Origin of the sequence: Curtobacterium sp. MCPF17_046 (assembly GCF_003224295.1) — a bacterium.
Lineage (GTDB): Bacteria > Actinomycetota > Actinomycetes > Actinomycetales > Microbacteriaceae > Curtobacterium.
This window is the reverse complement of record NZ_QKLB01000004.1, coordinates 167,140-185,839: the sequence shown is the minus strand read 5'-3', so window position 1 is coordinate 185,839 and position 18,700 is coordinate 167,140. Positions and strand designations below refer to the sequence as shown.

Annotated in this window: 16 protein-coding genes; 7 read left to right on the top strand and 9 right to left on the bottom strand. The window is 72.5% G+C overall.

Annotated elements, in window-relative coordinates:
* Window positions 1-4 precede the first annotated feature (4 nt).
* The gene (locus DEJ32_RS05570) at window positions 5-1,591 is read left to right on the top strand and encodes a DUF2142 domain-containing protein (protein ID WP_110900573.1); all 1,587 of its coding nucleotides are present in this window, start codon (window positions 5-7) and stop codon (window positions 1,589-1,591) included.
* 79 nt (window positions 1,592-1,670) lie between these two features.
* Here DEJ32_RS05570 and DEJ32_RS05565 read toward each other — a convergent pair whose 3' ends face one another.
* Entirely contained in the window at window positions 1,671-2,765 is a 1,095-nt protein-coding gene (locus DEJ32_RS05565; protein WP_110900572.1) for a lysylphosphatidylglycerol synthase domain-containing protein, read from the bottom strand.
* An 8-nt stretch (window positions 2,766-2,773) separates the two neighbouring features.
* Here DEJ32_RS05565 and DEJ32_RS05560 point away from each other — a divergent pair, with 8 nt between their 5' ends.
* Both DEJ32_RS05560 and DEJ32_RS05555 read left to right on the top strand, forming a co-directional pair.
* Window positions 2,774-3,832, top strand: coding sequence for a hypothetical protein (locus DEJ32_RS05560; RefSeq protein ID WP_110889949.1), 1,059 nt, complete (start codon window positions 2,774-2,776; stop codon window positions 3,830-3,832).
* Window positions 3,829-5,031, top strand: coding sequence for a glycosyltransferase (locus DEJ32_RS05555; RefSeq protein WP_110900571.1), 1,203 nt, complete (start codon window positions 3,829-3,831; stop codon window positions 5,029-5,031). The genes DEJ32_RS05560 and DEJ32_RS05555 overlap by 4 nt, the downstream gene beginning before the upstream one ends.
* A gap of 64 nt (window positions 5,032-5,095) precedes the next feature.
* Here DEJ32_RS05555 and DEJ32_RS05550 read toward each other — a convergent pair whose 3' ends face one another.
* From DEJ32_RS05550 to DEJ32_RS05540, 3 genes are all read right to left on the bottom strand, one after another.
* A complete protein-coding gene (locus DEJ32_RS05550; RefSeq protein WP_110900570.1) occupies window positions 5,096-6,403 on the bottom strand; it encodes a UDP-glucose/GDP-mannose dehydrogenase family protein in 1,308 nt (435 codons plus the stop codon).
* 76 nt (window positions 6,404-6,479) lie between these two features.
* The gene (locus tag DEJ32_RS05545; RefSeq protein WP_110889952.1) at window positions 6,480-7,013 is read right to left on the bottom strand and encodes a PH domain-containing protein; all 534 of its coding nucleotides are present in this window, start codon (window positions 7,011-7,013) and stop codon (window positions 6,480-6,482) included.
* 4 nt (window positions 7,014-7,017) lie between these two features.
* The gene (locus DEJ32_RS05540; protein WP_110900569.1) at window positions 7,018-7,863 is read right to left on the bottom strand and encodes a biotin--[acetyl-CoA-carboxylase] ligase; all 846 of its coding nucleotides are present in this window, start codon (window positions 7,861-7,863) and stop codon (window positions 7,018-7,020) included.
* 74 nt (window positions 7,864-7,937) lie between these two features.
* Here DEJ32_RS05540 and DEJ32_RS05535 point away from each other — a divergent pair, with 74 nt between their 5' ends.
* Window positions 7,938-9,533 (top strand): acyl-CoA carboxylase subunit beta, encoded by a 1,596-nt coding sequence (locus DEJ32_RS05535; protein ID WP_110824537.1) that lies wholly within the window; start codon window positions 7,938-7,940, stop codon window positions 9,531-9,533.
* Complete coding sequence (locus tag DEJ32_RS05530) at window positions 9,530-9,781, top strand: acyl-CoA carboxylase subunit epsilon (RefSeq protein ID WP_110900568.1); 252 nt, start codon at window positions 9,530-9,532, stop codon at window positions 9,779-9,781. The genes DEJ32_RS05535 and DEJ32_RS05530 overlap by 4 nt, the downstream gene beginning before the upstream one ends.
* Window positions 9,782-10,233: 452 nt before the next feature.
* Here the strand turns inward: DEJ32_RS05530 and DEJ32_RS05525 are convergent, their stop codons facing one another.
* The 4 genes from DEJ32_RS05525 to DEJ32_RS05510 form a co-directional block, all read right to left on the bottom strand.
* On the bottom strand, window positions 10,234-11,304 hold the full coding sequence (locus DEJ32_RS05525; RefSeq protein ID WP_110900567.1) for a hypothetical protein: 1,071 nt from the start codon (window positions 11,302-11,304) through the stop codon (window positions 10,234-10,236).
* On the bottom strand, window positions 11,301-12,551 hold the full coding sequence (locus DEJ32_RS05520; RefSeq protein ID WP_110900566.1) for a sensor histidine kinase: 1,251 nt from the start codon (window positions 12,549-12,551) through the stop codon (window positions 11,301-11,303). Before DEJ32_RS05520 ends, DEJ32_RS05525 begins: the two co-directional genes overlap by 4 nt.
* Before the next feature lie 24 nt (window positions 12,552-12,575).
* The gene (locus DEJ32_RS05515) at window positions 12,576-13,301 is read right to left on the bottom strand and encodes a response regulator transcription factor (RefSeq protein WP_181419566.1); all 726 of its coding nucleotides are present in this window, start codon (window positions 13,299-13,301) and stop codon (window positions 12,576-12,578) included.
* A 126-nt stretch (window positions 13,302-13,427) separates the two neighbouring features.
* Window positions 13,428-14,687, bottom strand: a complete 1,260-nt coding sequence (locus tag DEJ32_RS05510; RefSeq protein ID WP_110900565.1) for a class I SAM-dependent RNA methyltransferase — start codon at window positions 14,685-14,687, stop codon at window positions 13,428-13,430.
* Window positions 14,688-14,701: 14 nt separating this feature from the next.
* Between DEJ32_RS05510 and DEJ32_RS05505 the strand changes: the two genes are divergently transcribed.
* Together DEJ32_RS05505 and DEJ32_RS05500 are read left to right on the top strand one after the other, a co-directional pair.
* Window positions 14,702-15,517, top strand: coding sequence for a nucleoside triphosphate pyrophosphatase (locus tag DEJ32_RS05505; protein WP_110900564.1), 816 nt, complete (start codon window positions 14,702-14,704; stop codon window positions 15,515-15,517).
* 79 nt (window positions 15,518-15,596) lie between these two features.
* Window positions 15,597-17,369 carry a biotin carboxylase N-terminal domain-containing protein gene (locus DEJ32_RS05500; RefSeq protein WP_110824544.1) on the top strand — a complete coding sequence of 591 codons (1,773 nt, stop codon included), beginning with the start codon at window positions 15,597-15,599 and terminating at the stop codon, window positions 17,367-17,369.
* 170 nt (window positions 17,370-17,539) lie between these two features.
* Here the strand turns inward: DEJ32_RS05500 and DEJ32_RS05495 are convergent, their stop codons facing one another.
* Entirely contained in the window at window positions 17,540-18,490 is a 951-nt protein-coding gene (locus DEJ32_RS05495; protein ID WP_146234082.1) for a hypothetical protein, read from the bottom strand.
* Window positions 18,491-18,700: the final 210 nt, after the last annotated feature.

Here is an 18,700-nt window from a genome sequence, read left to right as displayed (position 1 = left end):
TCGGATGGCGACGGGAACGGAACCGCACACAGCACCGATGCCCGACGTCGAGTCAGCGCACCCCCCGGTCGCCGCGTGGGAGCGGATCGCCGTCGTCGTGGTGACCGCCGCTTTCGGCCTCTGGTTGATCCTCTGGGCGGTCGTCGTCCCCGCGTTCCAGGCGCCCGACGAGACAGCCCACTTCGATTCCGCCGTGCACCTGGCGGTCGGTGACCCCTGGGCCGCCCCCGGCGACCTCCGTGTCCTGAACGCCGTCCAGGCCGCCGCCGCGCAGCAGGGCTCGGTCTCGCGCGACGAGTGGTCGACCATGACCGAACTGCTCGCCGGTGCCCCCGGGACGTCCGACACGGTCGATCAGATGACGCAGCACCCGCCGACCGTGTACGCGGCAGGAGCAGTCGTCCTCCGCGCGGTGCACTTCGGCGATCTCCGGTGGGACCATGCGGTGCTGGCACTCCGCGTTGCCGACGCCGTCGCGGTGACGCCGCTCGCGGCACTCGCCTGGGCCACGGTCCGCCGCCTCACGCGGTCCCCGCGCGCCGGCCTCGTCGGAGCCCTGGCGCTCTTCGCGACACCCGAGCTGGCTTCCATCGGCGCCTCCGTCTCGAACGACGCCCCCGTCCTGCTGGTGGCGGGCGTCGTCGTCTGGCTCGTCACGCGCCTGCTGACCGGCGACCTCCGGTGGCGGACCACCGTCGCGCTCGGGCTCACCCTCAGCGTGTTGGTGTGGCTGAAGGGCACTGGTCTGCCCGCCGTCCCGTTCGTCGCCATCGCGGTCCTGGTGGCCGGCACCGGGACGCTCCGGCTCGGGCAACGCTGCCTCCGGACCGTGGTCACGCTCGGCATCTGTGCGACCCTCGGCTCCTGGTGGTGGGTGCACAACCTCGTCACCACCGGCCGCGTCCAGCCGAACGGGTACACCGCGATGCGCCCACCTGCCGACTTCCCGTCCGGAGAGGGCCCGTCCCTCACACACTTCCTCGACGTCAGCTGGGGCACCCTCACCCGGACGTTCTGGGGCAGTCCCGGCATCAAAGCGCAGGTGAGCATCGGCGACCTCTTCACCGCCGTGCTGACGATCGTGGTGCTCGTGGTGCTCGTCGCGTTCGCCTTCCGCCGCGGACCGCTGCTCCGCCCGGTCGTCGTGCTGGCGGTGTTCCCCGCGCTCCTCATCGTCGTGCAGACCGCGACGAGCGCCCGCGCGTACCTCACCACCACCGAGGTCGCCGCGACCCAGGGCCGCTACTACTTCCCCGCTGTGCTGTGCCTCGTCGCGATCAGCGCGGTCGCCTGGCGCCGGGTCTTCCCCCGTGGCCGTCGGGTGGTCGCCGTGGTCGTGGCGATCGTCGCGCCGGCCATCGGGCTGTACGGCGTCGCGGTCGCCGGGAACTGGTTCTGGAACGCCGCGCACCCGCTGCCGTCCGGCACCGCCGTCGAGCGGTACCGGGAACTCGGCCCCGTGCCGCCGGGCCTGGTGGCTGCGGTGCTCGTCCTCGTCGTCGTCGGGCTCATGGTCTCGGCCATCGCGGTGGCTCGCGCTCCACACACGGCGCCCAGAGGAGCGGTGGAGCCGGTGCGCGCTTCGGCCTGAGCCGACGGCACGCAGCTCCGGCCAGTACCGGTATGGGCCCCGGCCGATCCGATCCGTTCGGGTCGGTCCTGGAGGCTCGTCAGGCCTTCGTCGCGTCGGCGTTCGTCGGCGAGGTCGTCACGGCCGCGCGCTTGCCGCGCCCGAACCACGTCGGCACGGCGGTCGTCAGCAGGAAGAGCGCGTCCACGGCGAGGCTCCAAATGCGCGTCACGACCACGACGACCAGCGCGACCGGCCCGGGCATGACGAGGGCGAGCAACAGCCCCTGCACGCCCTCCCGGACCCCCAGACCGCCGGGCGCGAACACGGCGAGCATGCTGATCGCCGACGCCATGCTCGCCGCACCGATGACGAACGCCGCGTCCTGCACCCGCAGCGACGGGTACACCGCGAGCGAGATGAAGTAGTAGGCGGTCCCCGAGATGACCGCGCCGAGGACGTACAGCCCGGCACCGACGACGACGGTGCCGAGCGCGGGCTTGACGTCGTCCTCCAGCGGGCGCCGTCGGAGGATCCGGAGGGCGAACCCGATCAGGGCGACGAACACCCGCGGAACCAGGCAGATGACGCACACCACGAAGGCCGCGATCATCAGCACGATGATCCACGGATCGAGCGCGTGCGTCCGGGGGTCGATCAACAGCAGCACGAGGGCGAGTGCCAGGGTCGCCGCGATCTGCAACGCTCCCTCGAGCAAGCCGCTGACCCCGAGACGGGCCTTGGAGACACCGTGCTGGGAGGCGAAGTAGACCTTGCCGATGATCCAGGTCGCAGCGCCGGGGATGTAGCGCCCCATCCACGACTTGGCGTACACGTGGGTCAGGGTCACGCCGCTGCCACGGAGGTTCTCCGCACCCAGGCGGCGCAGCAGGAAGAACCAGATGCCGACGCCCCAGTAGCGGAAGCCGAGGCTGATGACCGTGGCGACGGCCACCCACCACCAGTTCCACTCGACGCCGGCGAGCTGGCCCCAGTCGACGCTCCGGACGTACAGGAAGAGGAAGCCGGCGAGGGCCACGTAGAAGACGATCGGTACGGCCCGTCGGAGGACGCGACGGCCGCGGCCGCCCGTTCCTGACTCTGTCTGCTCCACAACACCCTCCACGATGACGCCCCAGTGTACGAGACGCGCGGGCGCGGGCAGTTCGATCTGGGCGTCAGCCTGCAGTAGCATCCACCGAGATGGCCACCACGTACAGTTTCTACGGCATTCTCGATGTCAACCTCCAGACCGAGCACCGCGGTTGGCGCCGCTACTTCGACAACGAGTACGCGCGCATAGCGAAGCCCAGCGCCGACGCACCGAGGGCGACCCTCACCGTCGACGTCCGCATCGAGGAGAAGGCGCCCAGCCGCGAGCCGGGTGACGTCCGCGGTACGGAGCGGTTCAAGGGGCTGTTCAAGTTCTCCTACGTGATCCGTGGACTCGACACGGACCACGTCACGATCTGGTTCCGCAGCCACTGGCTCGACCGGGTCTACATGAACGCGATCGGCGTGTACCTGCAGGCCCAGGTGCTCGAGCCGATCATCTACGCGAAGTTGCTCGAGCGCGACGTCCTGCTGATGCACGCCGGCGGTGTCGCGTCCGACACCAAGGGCTTCCTGCTCCCGGCCTACGGCGGGACCGGCAAGACGACGCTGAGCATGTCGCTGATGGCGGCGGGCTACAAGCTGCTCGGTGACGACCTGCAGTTCGTCGACCTGACGAGCGGGATCGTGCACCCCTACCCGCGACCGCTGCACATCTTCACGTACAACGTGCAGAACCTCGTCGGCGCGAAGGTGCCGCTGAAGTACTCCTCCGCGGTGTACGCCAAGAACGTGCTGCGCTGGGTGCTCGAACGCCTCCTGCACCGCGAGTTCCTCATCTCGACGCGGATCCATGCCGACGAGCTCTACCCGGGCGAGGTCTTCGCGAAGGCGGTGCCGTACACGGCGGTCGGGTTCCTCCGGAAGACCGGCCCCGGCGTCGAGTCCGTCGACATCACCGACGACAACGTCGACGAACTGGCCGACGGCATCGCGGCGTCCGCGGACCTCAACGACAGCCTCGCGGCGATCCTGCACGGTGACCCGCGACTGACCGCGATGATCGAGCGTGAGCACCGGGTCCTCGTGGCTCTGCTCCGCCAGTTCGACCGTCTGCTCTACGTCAACACGCGGCAGATGGACCTCTCGAACCCGGACGAGCTGATCCGACAGCTCGAGGCGGGCACCCTGCGGTCGAGCGACAGATGACCCGGGCTGCCGGGTCCGGTCGGCCGCGCCTGCTCGTGCTCGCCTCGACGTTCCCGTCGCACCCCGACGACGGCGTCCCCGCGTTCGTGCTCGACCTCGCCCGACAGGAGGCCGTCGAGTTCGACACCGCCGTGCTCACACCGCGCGTCGCGGGTGCCGCCCGCGCCGAGACCGTCGACGGCGTCCGGGTCCGCCGGTTCGCCTACTTCCCGCGACGGTTCGAGGACCTCGCGGACGGCGCGATCCTCGACAACCTCAAGGCCGACCGGAAGCGTGTCCTGCAGGTCCCGGCGCTCGTGGCCGCGCAGTGGCTCGCCGTCCGTCGTGCCGTCCGCGCCGGGAAGCCCGACGTCATCCACGCGCACTGGGCGATCCCGCAGGCCTTCGTCGCGGCGCTCGCGGCCCCGGGCGTCCCCCTCGTCGTGACGACCCACGGCGGGGACGTCTACGCGCTGCGTGCCGCTCCGCTGGTGCGGCTCAAGCAGTGGGTGTTCGGGCGCTCCGCCCACGTCACGACGGTCAACGACGAGATGCGCGAGCGTCTGACGGAGTGGGGCGTGCCGGAGCACCGGTCGAGCGTGATCCCGATGGGCGTCGACCTCGGACCGGCCCGCGCCGCCCGCGAGCAGGCGACCCGCCGACCGGGGCACGTGGTGGCGGTCGGTCGTCTCGTCGAGAAGAAGGGCTTCGGGATCCTCATCGAGGCCCTCCGGGGCGTCGAGGACGTCCCGTGGTCGCTCACCGTCGTCGGCGACGGTCCGTGGCGGGAGCGCCTGGAACGGCAGGCCGCCGGTCTGCCGGTGACCTTCCTCGGGCAGCGCGGCAAGTCGGAGGTGCTCGCCACGCTCGCATCGGCGACCGTGGTCGCACTGCCCTCCGTCGCCGCCGCGAACGGCGACCAGGAGGGACTGCCGGTGACGCTGCTCGAGGCCGCCGCGGTCGGGGCCGCGATCGTCGCGAGCGACCTGCCCGGCATCCGTGAGGTCGTCCGGGACGACCGGTCCGGGCTGCTCGTGGCCCCCGGCGACGTCGACGCCCTGCGGGCCGCGCTCGTCCGGGAGTTGACCGACGACGAGGCACGGACGCGCCACGGGGCAGGCGCTGCCGCTGCCGCCGCCGAGTACGCGACGGAGCGGATCGGCGCACGCTACCGCGACGTGCTCCGCTCGGCGCTCCGCGGCGGTCGGCGCTCCGGCTGACCCGGACGTCCTCGGCTGCAGGCCCACCCGACGGTGGTCCCGCAGCCGGTGACCGGTGCTGCGGTCAGCGCCCCATGCCGCGGTAGGTGAAGCCGGCGGCGCGCCAGGCCTCGCGGTCCAGGCAGTTCCGACCGTCGACGACGACCGGCGAGGACACGAGGGCCGCCACCGCCGTCGGGTCGAGTTCGCGGAACTCGTTCCACTCGGTCAGCACGAGCACCAGGTCGGCACCGGTGAGGGCGTCCGTGGCGGTCTCGGCGTAGTCGAGCTCGGGGTGCACGCGGCGTGCGGTGACCACGGCCTCCGGGTCGTACGAGGCGACCGTCGCCCCGAGGTCGCGCAGGCGTGCGGCGATGTCGAGGGCGGGCGAGTCGCGGACGTCGTCGGAGTTCGGCTTGAACGCGAGGCCGAGGACCGCGATCCGCTTGCCCGCGACGGCACCGCCGAGCAGCTCCTGCGCGAGCTCGACGACGTGCGCGCGACGACGGAGGTTCGTGGCGTCGACGTCGGCCAGGAACGCCAGCGACTCGCCGACCCCGAGCTCGTCGGCCCGGGCCTGGAACGCACGGATGTCCTTCGGCAGGCACCCACCGCCGAAGCCGAGGCCGGCGTTCAGGAACTTGCGGCCGATGCGGGCGTCGTGTCCGATGGCGTCGGCGAGCGCCGTGACGTCCGCGCCGACGACCTCGGCGATCTCGGCCATCGAGTTGATGAAGGAGATCTTCGTCGCGAGGAACGCGTTCGCGCTGATCTTCACGAGCTCCGCGGTCGCCAGGTCGACGACCAGGCGCGGGGTGCCGTCGGCGAGGGCCGTGGCGTAGACCTCGTCGAGCGCGGCGACCGCGCGCTGGCCGTCCTCGCCCTCCGGGACGCCGTACACGAAGCGGTCCGGCGTGATGGTGTCCTGCACGGCGAAGCCCTCGCGGAGGAACTCGGGGTTCCAGACGAGCGTGGCACCGGGGACGGCCGCGGTCAGGTCGGCGCCGAGTCGGGCGGCCGTGCCGACGGGCACCGTGGACTTGCCGACGACGAACTCGCCGGCGGAGACGAACGGCGTGAGCGAGGCCATCGCCGCGTCCACGTAGCGGAGGTCGGCGGCGCCGGTCGGGCCCTGCGGGGTGCCGACGGCGAGGAAGTGCACCTGTGCCCCGGCCACCTCGGCCATGTCGGTGGTGAACCGGATGCGCCCGGACGCGATCGCTTCGCCGAGGATCTCGGGCAGTCCCGGCTCGAAGAACGGTGCCTCACCGGCGGCGAGTCGTTCGATCTTCTCCGGGTCGACGTCGACGGCGACGACGTCGTGTCCGAGCTTGGCCATGGAGGCGGCATGCACGGCACCGAGGTAGCCGCAGCCGATGACAGAGATACGCACGCCACGACGCTACCGGTTCCCGGGCCGATCCACGTGACGGTGGTCCGCGCGGCCGGCCACCCGACCCACGGAGCACTCACGCGTCGCGCGGTGCGGTGCCCCTGACGATGTCGTCCCAGTCCGGTTCCCGGTGCCGACGACGGGCTTCGTGCGCCTCGACGAGGTCGTGCAGCACCGCGACCACGAGGTCGGCGTGCGGGACGTCGGCGAGCACGAGCGCGGGGTCGTCCCCCGGGAACACGAGCACGTCCCCGGACCGGAACAGGCCCTGCGCACCACGGCGTCGCACGGTCACGTCGTACCCGCGGGAGTGCAGGAGCTCGCGTCTCGTGCGTGTCCCGAGACCCTGCACGACGACGAGTCGCCTCGTGGTGACGACGTACCGCTGCGACAGCCAGCGCAGGAGCGGGACGACCCCGCCGAGCACGACGAGCGCGAGGGCCACCACGGCGACCACCACGTTCAGCCAGGCCAGCTCGGCCCGGAACACCCCGAAGCCGAACCCGCCGGCGGCGGCTGCGAGCACCACCGTCACCGCCGGACGGACGAGCCGTCGGGCGTGCGGTCGGAGCCGCGCCACGACCAGCTCGGGCGGCGGTTCGTCGGTCATGCCGTCATGCATAGCGCAGGTGGGTGACGTCCCCCACCGCGACGCCCCTGGGCACGCCGCTCCGGTCCCGGATCGTGATGCGCCCATCGTCGTCGACACCGGTGGCGTCCGCTTCGACCGTCGAGCCGTCGGGCAACTCGAGCCGCACGCGCTGGCCGACGGTCCCGCAGACCGCCCGCACGTGGGAGCGGACCGCCTCGGCCGCCGCCCCGCCGGCGGCGAGCCCCGACACCGCGTCCTGGAGGCCCGTCCAGAGGTCCGCCAGGACCGTGTCGGCGAGCACTGCGGCCGGCTCGGTCGCGCCGGCGACCAGCAGGGAGGTCGCCGTCGGGGTGGGCAGGGCCTCCACCGGGATCGTCGTGTTCACGCCGACGCCGACGACGACGGACCCGTCGGACGCCACCTGGCAGAGGACGCCGGACACCTTGCGGCCGTCGACGAGGACGTCGTTCGGCCACTTCACCAGGACCCGCTGCCCGGTCGACCGCCCCGGCTCGTCCGGCTGCCCCTGCTCCGGTGCCCGGGCGGCGAGGACCCCGGCGACCGCGTCCCGCACCGCGGCGCCGGCCACGAGCGGCAACCACCCGCGGTCGCGGGGTTCGAGTCCCGCCCGCACGAGCACGCTGGCGGCGAGGGTCTGCCCCGCCGGTGCCACCCAGGAGCGGTCGAGTCGGCCCCGCCCCGCGGTCTGGTCGAGCGTGACGACGACACTGCCGTCCGCGAGGCCCGGTGCGTCACGGAGCAGGTCGGCGTTCGTCGAACCCGTCGTCGCGTGCACCACGAACGTCGCTCCGGCCGCTTCGACGAGGGCACGGGCACGGGGGAACGAGGGCGCGACCGGTGTGGACATGCACGCAAACCTACGGCGCGGAACCGTGGGGGTCCTCCAACGGGTGCGGTCGGGACCGCCGGTAGGGTGAGCGGGTGACCACAGGAGACACCCCCGATCTCTCGACGACCGCCGGCCGCCTGGCCGACCTCCGCGACCGGTACCACGAAGCCGTGACCGCCGCCGGCGAGGCCGCGATCGCGAAGCAGCACGCCAAGGGCAAGATGACCGCCAGGGAGCGCATCGCGCAGCTCCTCGACGAGAACTCCTTCGTCGAGCTCGACGAGTTCGTCCGCCACCGCACCTTCGCGTTCGGGATGGAGTCGAAGCGCCCCTACGGGGACGCTGTCGTCACCGGACACGGCACGATCCACGGCCGTCAGGTCGCGGTCTACGCGCAGGACTTCACCGTCTTCGGCGGCTCCCTCGGCGAGGTCGCCGGCGAGAAGATCGTCAAGGTGATGGAGCACGCCCTGAAGACCGGCGTGCCGATCATCGGCATCCTCGACTCCGGCGGCGCCCGCATCCAGGAGGGTGTGGTCGCGCTCGGCAAGTACGGCGAGATCTTCCGGCTCAACACCGCGGCCTCCGGGGTCATCCCGCAGATCTCCATCGTGATGGGGCCGGCGGCCGGCGGAGCGGTCTACTCCCCCGCCCTCACCGACTTCGTGATCATGGTCGACAAGACGAGCCACATGTTCGTCACCGGGCCGGACGTCATCAAGACCGTCACCGGCGAGGACGTCGGCTTCGAGGAGCTCGGCGGTGCCCAGACGCACAACGCCGTCTCCGGTGTCGCGCACTACCTGGCCGAGGACGAGACCGACGCGCTCGACTACGCGCGGTCGCTCATCGGCTTCCTGCCGGACAACAACCTGTCGGACCCGCCGAGCTACGACGTCGCACCGGAACTCGAGACGACCGACGCCGACCGCGAGCTCGACGTCGTCATCCCCGACTCGACGAACCAGCCCTACGACGTCACCACGATCATCGAGCACGTCGTCGACGACGGCGAGTTCCTCGAGGTGCAGCCCCTCTTCGCGCCGAACATCATGATCGGCTTCGGCCGCGTCGAGGGTCGTACCGTCGGCATCATCGCGAACCAGCCCCAGGCCATGGCCGGCACGCTGAACATCGACGCCGGCGAGAAGGCCGCGCGCTTCGTCCGCTTCTGCGACGCGTTCGGGATCCCGATCCTCACCCTCGTCGACGTGCCCGGCTACCTGCCCGGCACCGACCAGGAGTGGACCGGCGTGATCCGCCGTGGCGCGAAGCTGCTCTACGCGTACGCCGAGGCGACCGTGCCGCTCGTCACGGTCATCACCCGCAAGGCCTACGGCGGCGCCTACATCGTCATGGGCTCGAAGCAGCTCGGTGCCGACATCAACCTCGCGTGGCCGACCGCCGAGATCGCCGTCATGGGCGGTCAGGGCGCGGTGAACATCCTGTACCGCAGCGAGATCAAGCGGGCCGAGGAGGCCGGTGAGGACGTCGCCGCGGTCCGGACCAAGCTCGCGAACGAGTACACCTACAACGTCGCGTCGCCGTACCTGGCTGCCGAGCGCGGTGAGCTCGACGGCATCATCCAGCCGCACGCCACCCGGGTCTCGGTCATCAAGGCGCTCCGGGCGTTGCGCGGCAAGCGCGCGAGCCTGCCGCCGAAGAAGCACGGGAACATCCCGCTGTGACCCCGCGTCACGCTGCCGCCGTCCCCGCTGACGCCCCCGCGTCGGTCGCGGACGTCCGGGTCGTCGCAGGTGACCCGACGCCGGAGGAGCTCGCCGCCGTCATCGCGGTGCTGCAACGCCAGGCCGACGAGGCCGCGGCCGCCGGGCGCGCTCATGCCGAGGACTTGCCGCGGTCAGGGTGGGACGCCTCCGCCCGGGGCATGCGCGTCCCTCTGCACCGGGGCACGTGGAGTCGGTCACTCCGCTGACCCGCGTGTACCCCGAGCGCAGCCGGTCGACAGCTGTTGCCCAGGTGGGCGTCGCGTCGGGGTCACCGGCGGCGACACACCGTTCCGTCTCCCCTCACTCGGGGGACGTGTGGGGCGCCGATCCGCGCAGATCCGCGCGATTGTCCCCCGAAATGACGACTGACACCCCGCGGCGGTGCGGGCAGGATTGTCCCTGTTCGGTGTTCTTCGATGAAGTGCATCGGCGGTCGGTGGCCGACTAGGGTACGAAGCCACCACCGTGACGAGTCAGGGCGATATTCGGGTTGTCGCTCTGCCTCGGGTCGCGAACGGGCCGGTCGGTAGCTCCGACCGGCCCGTTCCCGTTTCCGGCACCCCGTGCAGCAGTGCGGGCGCGCCTGCGGCAGTGCTGCGCCCGCGGTAGTGCGGCCCCGCACCTGCGGCAGTGCCGACACGAGCCCGCGGCGGTACGGCTACGCGCCGCTCGCGGTCGCCGGCGCCGCCCGCGGGATCTCCAGCCAGAGCGCCACCGAGTCGTCGTCCTCGTCGTCGTCCTCGTCCGCCGCGCCCAGGGCCGCCGACTCGCTCTCCGCCGCGTCGAGACGCAGCCCGACCACCGTCACGGCTTCGTCGGCGCCGTCCGGGACGGTCCGCACGATCACGTTGTCCGCCTGGGCAGCGAACGCACGCCGCAGTGCGTCCGCGAGTTCGGCGTGCACGCGCGCCAGCTCGGTCGCGTCGAGGTCGTCGAGACCGCCGTCGTCGTGCAGCTGGACGACCGCGCCCCGGCGACGGAGGCGCATCACCTCGCCCCGGACGTCGTCGGACAGCAGGGAGCGTCCACGGATCTCGTCCCGGATCGCCTGCTCGAGGTGCAGGCTCTCCGCGCGCTCGGCCGCGTCGAGGTCGCCGCAGGTGTCGATGATGCGCTGCAGCATCGGCAGCGCCATCCGGGTGGTCTGCCCGAGGCGCACCTGCCGCTCCGACACGTGCGCGTCCTGCGCCGCCTGCCAGTCGACCGTCTCCTGCTCGGCCCGGACGAAGTCGCGGGTGATCCGGTTGGCGTGGTTCATCGCGATCGCGAACCCGGTCGCGACCGACAGCCAGATGACGCTGCCGAGTGCGCCGAGCTCGCCGAGCGCACCGGGCCCGGCCCACGCGACCGAGTGCACGGTGCAGAACAGCACCCCGGCCCAGGCGAACGGGCCACGCTGCCGGACGGCGAGCACGACCATGAGCGTGCCGACCGCCGCGATCCACCACGTCGAGTAGGTCGGCGCGACGCTGAGGTCGACCGCCGGCGCACAGACGACGGGCATGACGATCGCGGTGGCGAGCGCGAAGCACGCGACCCACACCGGCAGCACCGGACCGCGCACGAAAAGCGCGAGTGCGGTGGCCGCGGCGTAGAGGACCATGCACGACACCACACGGGCAGCGCCGGCGGGGTCGGTGGGCAGCGTGGACGCGGCGAGCACCAGGTGCACGAGCGAGAACAACGCGGCGAGCCCGGTCGCGCTGCCGGCCGTGACCGACGCCCTCACCGGAGGCCCTCCGTCCCGAGGGCCGGCTGCGGCGCGGGCCACCGGAGCACGACACGCGTGCCGCACCCCGGCGCCGACAGCACCTCGGCGACGCCGTCAGCGGCCGCCATCCGTTCGATGATCGACCGCCGGACGCCGAGTCGCGCGGCGGGGACCGCCCGCTGGTCGAACCCGGCACCGTCGTCGGCCACCTCGACCCGGATGCTCCCGTCCGCGGCGTCGATCGTCACCCACCGGTGCACGTCCGTCCCCGCGTGCTGGACGCTGTTCACGGCTGCCTGCAGTGCAGCGGACGCGAGGGCGTCGGCGGCGGAGGTCGGCACGGCGGGTCCGTCGGACGGGACGCTGCGCACCTCGACGGGAGCGGCGAGCGTGGTCACCGAGGTGACGATCCGGTCCCGGAGCGCGGAGAACGGCACCGCCGGGTCCTCCCCCGGACCGTCCGCGGCCGCGGCGGCGAGGTGGTCGATCGCGTTGCGTGCCATCCGGGCCGCGAGCGTCTTCGCCTCGGGCGTGTCCGCCCGGGCTGCGGACAGCAGGGTCGTGAGCACGCTGTCGTGCACGATCGCGTCGACCTGGACGCGCTCGACCTCGGTGGCGTGCTCGCGGATCGCCCGCGAGTAGCGGCGCACCGCGGTCGCCTGGGCGACGTCCACGGCCGCGGCGGCCCGACGCAGCACCACGATGAGCACGAGCGCCGCGGTGCCGAGGACGGCGGTGTACACGCCGTCGAGCAGCGCGCGCTGGAGGCCGACCGCCCCACCCGCCGGCGACAACCGCAGCACGATGTACACGATCGGGACGAGCGCGTTGTAGACCGCCGCCCGCCAGGTGGCGAAGCTGAGGGACGCGGCGATGGTGCCGACGTTGCAGAGCCACCACGGCCACGGGATCTCGGCCGCCGAGAGCGGTTCACGGACGGTCAGCGGGAAGGTCACCAGCGCGACGAAGAACAGCAGCGCGCAGAGGATCTGCGCGGGCTGCGCCCACCGCTGCGCGAACGCCGACGCGCCGACCGCCAGGAGCGACAGCCCGACCACGATGGTCGTCGCCGGCGCCCAGAACGCATCGAGCAACGGCAGCTGCTTGAACAGCGATGGTGTGTTCACCGCGCCGAACCCGATCGCCGCGATCGCCATGAGGATCGTGAACGCCCGGTCCAGGGACGCCTGCGTGATCGTGGCGCGCACGGACCGGGACGGGTCCGCCATGGTGGACGTCGACGTGACGACCGCCTCGGCCGTCACGAGGACCGCCGGGCGCAGACGTCGTCAGCGGCCATCGCCGTCGGGGTCGATGCCGGAGTCGAGCCCCGGCAGGATCCCGTCCTCCACCGCACGACGGAGCAGGTCGACCTTGGTCGGGGCCGGACGACCGACCTCGACGTACTTCACGCGGATGCGGTCGAGGTACTCCCGCGCGGTCGAGTACCCGATGCCGAGCTGCTGGGCCGCGAGCTTGAGCGGCAACCCCGATGCGTACAGGTGCAGGATCTCCCGCTCACGTCGGCCGAGCTGCGCCTTCGCGAAGTCCCGGTCGGCGTCGATCGCGCTCGCCCACTCGAGGTTGTTGAGGACGTCGCCACGAGCGACGGTCGCCACGGCCGCCATCACGGTCTTCGTCGCGGAGGACTTCGGGATGACGCCGGCGGCCCCTGCCGCCAGTGCCTCACGCACGTTCGCGACGCGGTCGGCGATGCTGTGCACGAGGACGGCGGAGCCGGTGCCCTGCACGCCCTTGACGTTCTCGGTCACCGTCGAGCCGTCACCGAGCGACAGGTCGAGGACGACGACGTCGACCTCGCGTCCGCCGAGCTGTGCGATGTACTCCGGGACGCTCGCGGCGGTGAGGACCACCTCGAACCCCTCGTTCTGGCAGGCGGCCTGGATGCCCAGTCGGACCGACTCGTGGTCGTCCACGACGGCGACCCGGACCGGTCGTGTCCCGAGACCGGCAGTCCCTGTCGTGCCGGTCGATGTGCTGGTGGTGTCTCCCACGGTTGCCTCTCGTTGTGACGACGCACCGGGCCCTGTCCCGACGGCCGTCCAGACACCAAGGATACCCAGGTCAGGGTCAGCTTCGTACCCCGCGACGGAAGTGCCGGGGCGGATGCGCCGACCGGCTCAGGCGACCGGCACCAGACGGGCCACGGCCTCCAGGTGGTGGGTGTGCGGGAAGAGGTCGAAGGCGCGCAGGGCCTCCAGTCGGTAGCCGAGGTCGGCGAAGGTGGCCACGTCCCGTGCCAGTGCGACCGGGTCGCAGGCGACGTAGACGACCTGGGCCGGCTGCAGCGCCGCGACGGACACCACGACGTCCCGACCGGCACCGGCCCGGGGCGGGTCGAGCACCACGGTGCCGGCGCGGAGGCGGTCGCGCTCCGGACGCGAGGCGTGCTCGACCGTGCGGGCCAACCAGCGGTCGACCCGGCCGGTCTCGGCACGGGCACCGATCCACTCGGCGAGGTTCTCCTGCGCGTGCTCCGTCGCCCGGGTCGCGCTCTCGACGCTCGTGACCCGGGCACGCGGCCCGGCGAGGTCGGCGAGCGCGGCGGCGAGGAGGCCGACGCCGCCGTACAGGTCGAGGTGCTGGCCCTCCGGGTCCAGGCGCGCGGGGTCGACCAGGTCGTGCACGGCGGCGGTGAGGACGGCGGGCGCCGCCCGGTGCACCTGCCAGAAGCCGGTGTCGTCCACGGCGAAGGTCCGGTCGCCGACGACCTCGTGCACGACGGTCGGACGCTGGGCGTCGACCACGAGCCGGGCTCCCTCGGAGCCGCTCGGGCTGAGGACGTCGACGACCTCCGCCCCCGGCATCGAGCCGCGGGCGATCGGTGCGGACGCCTGCACGGCGGTGGTCGCGAGCGGCAGCGAGGTGACCGGGACGACGGTGTGCGACCGCGCAGCGAAGGGGCCGGGCGTGCCGTCGGCGTCGACGTGCAGCCGGATGCGGGTGCGCCACCCGAGGCCGTCCGACTCGTCGTCGCCGGGCGCCGACTCCACGACGACGGGCGTGCCGAGCAGGTCTTCGAGGTCGATCCGGCCGAACCGCGAGAACGAGTCGACGAGGACGTCCCGCTTCAGGGTCCGCTGGTGTGCCAGGGCGATGTGCCCGAACTCGGCGCCGCCCGGGCGGACGGCGGGGTCACGGTCCAGGGCCGCCTCCGGCCAGACGTGGTCGACACGGTGCTCGCTCGGCTCGAGGACCTCGACCGTGTCGGCGCGCCAGAACGACTTCTTCCGGTCCTCGGTCACGCGGGCGACGACCCGCTCCCCGGGGACCGCGTCCGTGACGAACACCACGCGTCCCTCGTGCCGTGCCACCGAGATGCCGCCGTGGGCGATCCCGGTGACGTCGAGTTCGAGCAGTGTGCCGACGGATTCACCCATGGTTCGATGTTCCCATGCGTCTGTACCTCGCGAGCACCTCCCCCGCCCGTCGTGCGCTCCTGGCGCAGTCCGGGATCGAGCCGGTGCTCGTGTCGCCGGGCGTCGACGAGGACGCGGTGGGCGCCGCGGAACGGGAGCGGCTCGGGCGGGACCTCACCGGGCCGGAGCTCGTGGCGCTGCTCGCGGTCGCCAAGGCCACCGCGGTCGCCGACGGCTCGGTGGCGGTCGACGGCGGCGCTCCGCTCGACGGCATCGTCTTCGGCGGCGACTCGGCGTTCGAGGTCGACGGGCAGCTGTACGGCAAGCCGCACGACCCGGAGGTCGCCCGGGAGCGCTGGCGACAGATGCTCGCCGCCGGTGGCGGGACGCTGTGGAGCGGCCACTGCGTCATCGACCGGCGGACCGGCAGCGGACCGGCCGTGTCGGGGCCGGGAGGCGCGGGGCGGGCGGATGACGAGCCTCCCGTCCGATCCGCAGCACCGGCGCGGACCGGGTCCGGGACGTCGGCGTCGACCGACGCGGTCCCGTCGCTGGGCGCCGTCGCGGCCGGCGGGTCGGCACTCGTCGTCGACGGCGACCGCGTGGTCGCGGTCGACAGCGCCGTCCTCACCTTCGCCGACGACATGTCCCCGGCGGAGATCGACGCCTACGTCGCCACGGGCGAGCCCCTCGAGGTGGCCGGGGCCTTCACGATCGACGGCCGGGCGGCCGCCTACATCACGCGGATCGACGGGACACCGTCCGCGGTCGTCGGACTCTCGCTCCCCGTGCTCCGGTCGATGCTCCTCCGGGGCTTCGGGCTCGCCTGGCACGACCTCTGGGCGCTGTAGACATCCACCTGCATCCCGAGGGGTTTCTTGTGGATGCCGGTCAAAACACGACCTCGGCACACGAATACGCTGATGTTCCATGCCCCGCATCAGCAAGGTCCTCATCGCGAACCGCGGCGAGATCGCCGTCCGCATCATCCGCGCGGCCCGCGACGCGGGCAAGGCCTCGGTCGCGGTCTACGCCGACCAGGACCGTGACGCCCTGCACGCACGCCTCGCCGACGAGGCCTACGCGCTGAACGGCACCACGAGCGCCGACACCTACCTGGTCATCGAGAAGATCATCTCGGTCGCCCGCCGCTCCGGTGCCGACGCCGTCCACCCGGGCTACGGCTTCCTCGCCGAGAACGCCGACTTCGCCCGGGCCGTCATCGACGCCGGACTCACCTGGATCGGCCCGTCGCCCGAGTCGATCGAGCGCCTCGGCGACAAGGTCTCCGCGCGGCACGTGGCCGAGAAGGTCGGGGCGCCGCTCGCCCCCGGCACCATCGAGCCGGTGCAGGACGTGTCCGAGGTCTTCGACTTCGTCGACCAGGTCGGCCTGCCCGTGGCGATCAAGGCCGCCTTCGGTGGCGGTGGTCGAGGCCTCAAGGTCGTGCGCGACCGCGCCTCCGTCGAGGAGCTCTTCGAGTCCGCGACGCGCGAGGCCATCGCCGCGTTCGGTCGCGGCGAGTGCTTCGTCGAGAAGTACCTCGACAAGCCGCGCCACGTCGAGACCCAGTGCCTCGCCGACGAGCACGGCAACGTCGTCGTCGTGTCGACGCGTGACTGCTCCCTCCAGCGCCGGCACCAGAAGCTCGTCGAGGAGGCCCCGGCGCCGTACCTGACGGACTCCCAGCAGGAGCGGCTGTACGCGTCGTCGAAGGCGATCCTCCGCGAGGTCGGCTACGTCGGCGCGGGCACGTGCGAGTTCCTCATCGGCGCCGACGGCACCGTGTCGTTCCTCGAGGTGAACACCCGTCTCCAGGTCGAGCACTGCGTGTCCGAGGAGGTCACCGGCATCGACCTCGTCCGCGAGCAGTTCCGCATCGCCGAGGGCGGCACGCTCGACTACGCCGACCCGACCCCGCGCGGGCACTCGTTCGAGTTCCGCATCAACGGGGAGGACCCGGGCCGCAACTTCTTCCCCGCGCCGGGTCCGGTGCACGTCTTCAACGCCCCGTCGGGCCCCGGCGTCCGGGTCGACTCCGGCGTGGTGTCGGGCGACGTCGTCTCCGGCTCGTTCGACTCGATGCTCGCGAAGCTCATCGTGACCGGCGCCACCCGCGCCGAGGCCCTCGAGCGCTCCCGACGCGCCCTCGCCGAGTTCGAGGTCGCCGGGCTCCCCACCGTCATCCCGTTCCACCGCGCGGTCGTCAGCGACCCGGCCTTCGCGACCGACGACGCCACGCCGTTCTCGATCTACACGCAGTGGATCGAGACCGACTTCGTCAACGAGATCCCGGCCTGGAGCGGTGAACCCGAGGAGCTCCCGGTCCCCGGCGAGCGTGACAGCGTGGTCGTCGAGGTGCAGGGCAAGCGCATCGAGGTCACGATGCCGTCGATCGTCGGTGGCTCCGGTGGCGCCCGTCGTCCGTCCGGCCCCTCCGCGCCGCCCAAGCGCCGGTCCTCGGCCGTCAAGGGTGGACGCGCGGCGTCGGGCTCCTCGGTCGCGTCGCCGATGCAGGCCACCGTCGTGAAGCTCGCGGTCGCCGAGGGCGACACCGTCGTCAAGGGCGACCTGCTCGTCGTCCTCGAGGCCATGAAGATGGAGCAGCCCGTCCAGGCGCACAAGGACGGCGTCGTCACGGGGCTGAACGCCCCCGTGGGCCAGACGGTCTCCTCCGGGCACGTCCTGCTCGAGCTCGCGTAGCGCGGGCTCTCGCGGCCCGCGCGGCGTCCTGCGCACCGCGGCGTGCCCCGCGGTGCCGATCGGACCCGCACAACACGAACCGCCCCGAACCACGGCCATCCGTGGTTCGGGGCGGTCTTCGTTGTGCGGCGCCGATCCGCGCTGGGACCCCGCGGTGCCGCTGCCGTCGTTCACCGGATCGTCCGGAACCGTCGCTCCTCCAGCGGGAGGCCGAGGCCCACGAGCAGTGCCCGCAGCAGGCTCGTGTCCTGCGTCTCCGCCCAGCCGAACCGCCCGACCCGCCGCACCTCCGGGACGAGTCGGAGTCGGTCCTCGCGACGCTTCTCCTGGACGAGGACGTCCTCGGCGGTGAGGCCGGCAGCGCGCAGCGCCGGGTCCCGGTACTTCGCCGCGCCGTCGAACTCGAGGACGACGCCCTGGTCGGGGAACCAGAAGTCGACCCGCGCGACGAAACCCGCTCGGTCCTGGAAGTCGACCTGGAGTCGCGGCCGTGGTGCCCCGACCTCGTCCAGCGCCACCCGGGCGATCGACTCCCCCACCGATCCAGTGCGCTGGTCCGCGAACGCGATCGCGAACCGCGCACGGTCCCGGCCGTGGACAGCGGACCGGGAGCTGAGTTCCGCTTGGAGCGCCGCGCGGTCTGTGCCACGTTGCAACGCGACGTCGAGCACGGGGACGGAGCGCCGGAGCTCCTGCGTCAGCGCGATGTCCACGACCGTGGTCAGCAGGTCCGTGACCGCCCGACCGGACGGGGTCCGGACGACGCGTGTCGCCCGCCCCTTCCCGGGGTGCTTCCGCAGCAGTCGGAGCGACTGGGCGGTCTCGCGGTGCGGGTCGATGACGTCGACCACCTCGGGCAGTTCCCCGCTCCAGGGCAGTCCGTGCAGAGCGACGGCCGAGACGTGGGACACGACGAGCCGCTGCGCGATCCGGTCGTCGATCGCGTCGATCCGGGCGAGGTGACGGGTCCGGGCGTCGGCCGCTCGCCACCGCTCGGCCTCGACGTACCTGCCGGGAGCGAGCCGGACGAGGACGCCTCGGTCGGCAGCCGCGACGAGGTCGGCTCCTCGTCGACCGGTGGGGTCGGCAGTGCCACCCCTGATGATGTGGAGTCGTTGCATCCCTGCAGCCTCGTGCGCTGCCCGTCCGGCGACGATCGACTCCACCCACCTGTGGACACCAGCGTGGAAGCCGCCCGTCGTGGAGGACGAGCCCGGTTCCGGTCGCACCGACACAACGAGAACCCGCTCGGACCATCGGATCCAGTGGTTCGAGCGGGTTCTCGTTGTGCGCGTGCGCCGCGTGCCGGTTCACCCGCACCGTGCGCGTGC

Bases quoted from the DNA above. Each gene is read 5' to 3' on its own strand.
- DEJ32_RS05570 (WP_110900573.1), top strand. From the start codon at position 5: ATGGCGACGGGAACGGAACCGCACACAGCACCGATGCCCGACGTCGAG.
- DEJ32_RS05565 (WP_110900572.1), bottom strand. From the start codon at position 2,765: ATGCTACTGCAGGCTGACGCCCAGATCGAACTGCCCGCGCCCGCGCGT.
- DEJ32_RS05560 (WP_110889949.1), top strand. From the start codon at position 2,774: ATGGCCACCACGTACAGTTTCTACGGCATTCTCGATGTCAACCTCCAG.
- DEJ32_RS05555 (WP_110900571.1), top strand. From the start codon at position 3,829: ATGACCCGGGCTGCCGGGTCCGGTCGGCCGCGCCTGCTCGTGCTCGCC.
- DEJ32_RS05545 (WP_110889952.1), bottom strand. From the start codon at position 7,013: ATGACCGACGAACCGCCGCCCGAGCTGGTCGTGGCGCGGCTCCGACCG.
- DEJ32_RS05540 (WP_110900569.1), bottom strand. From the start codon at position 7,863: ATGTCCACACCGGTCGCGCCCTCGTTCCCCCGTGCCCGTGCCCTCGTC.
- DEJ32_RS05510 (WP_110900565.1), bottom strand. From the start codon at position 14,687: ATGGGTGAATCCGTCGGCACACTGCTCGAACTCGACGTCACCGGGATC.
- DEJ32_RS05505 (WP_110900564.1), top strand. From the start codon at position 14,702: ATGCGTCTGTACCTCGCGAGCACCTCCCCCGCCCGTCGTGCGCTCCTG.
- DEJ32_RS05500 (WP_110824544.1), top strand. From the start codon at position 15,597: ATGCCCCGCATCAGCAAGGTCCTCATCGCGAACCGCGGCGAGATCGCC.
- DEJ32_RS05495 (WP_146234082.1), bottom strand. From the start codon at position 18,490: ATGCAACGACTCCACATCATCAGGGGTGGCACTGCCGACCCCACCGGT.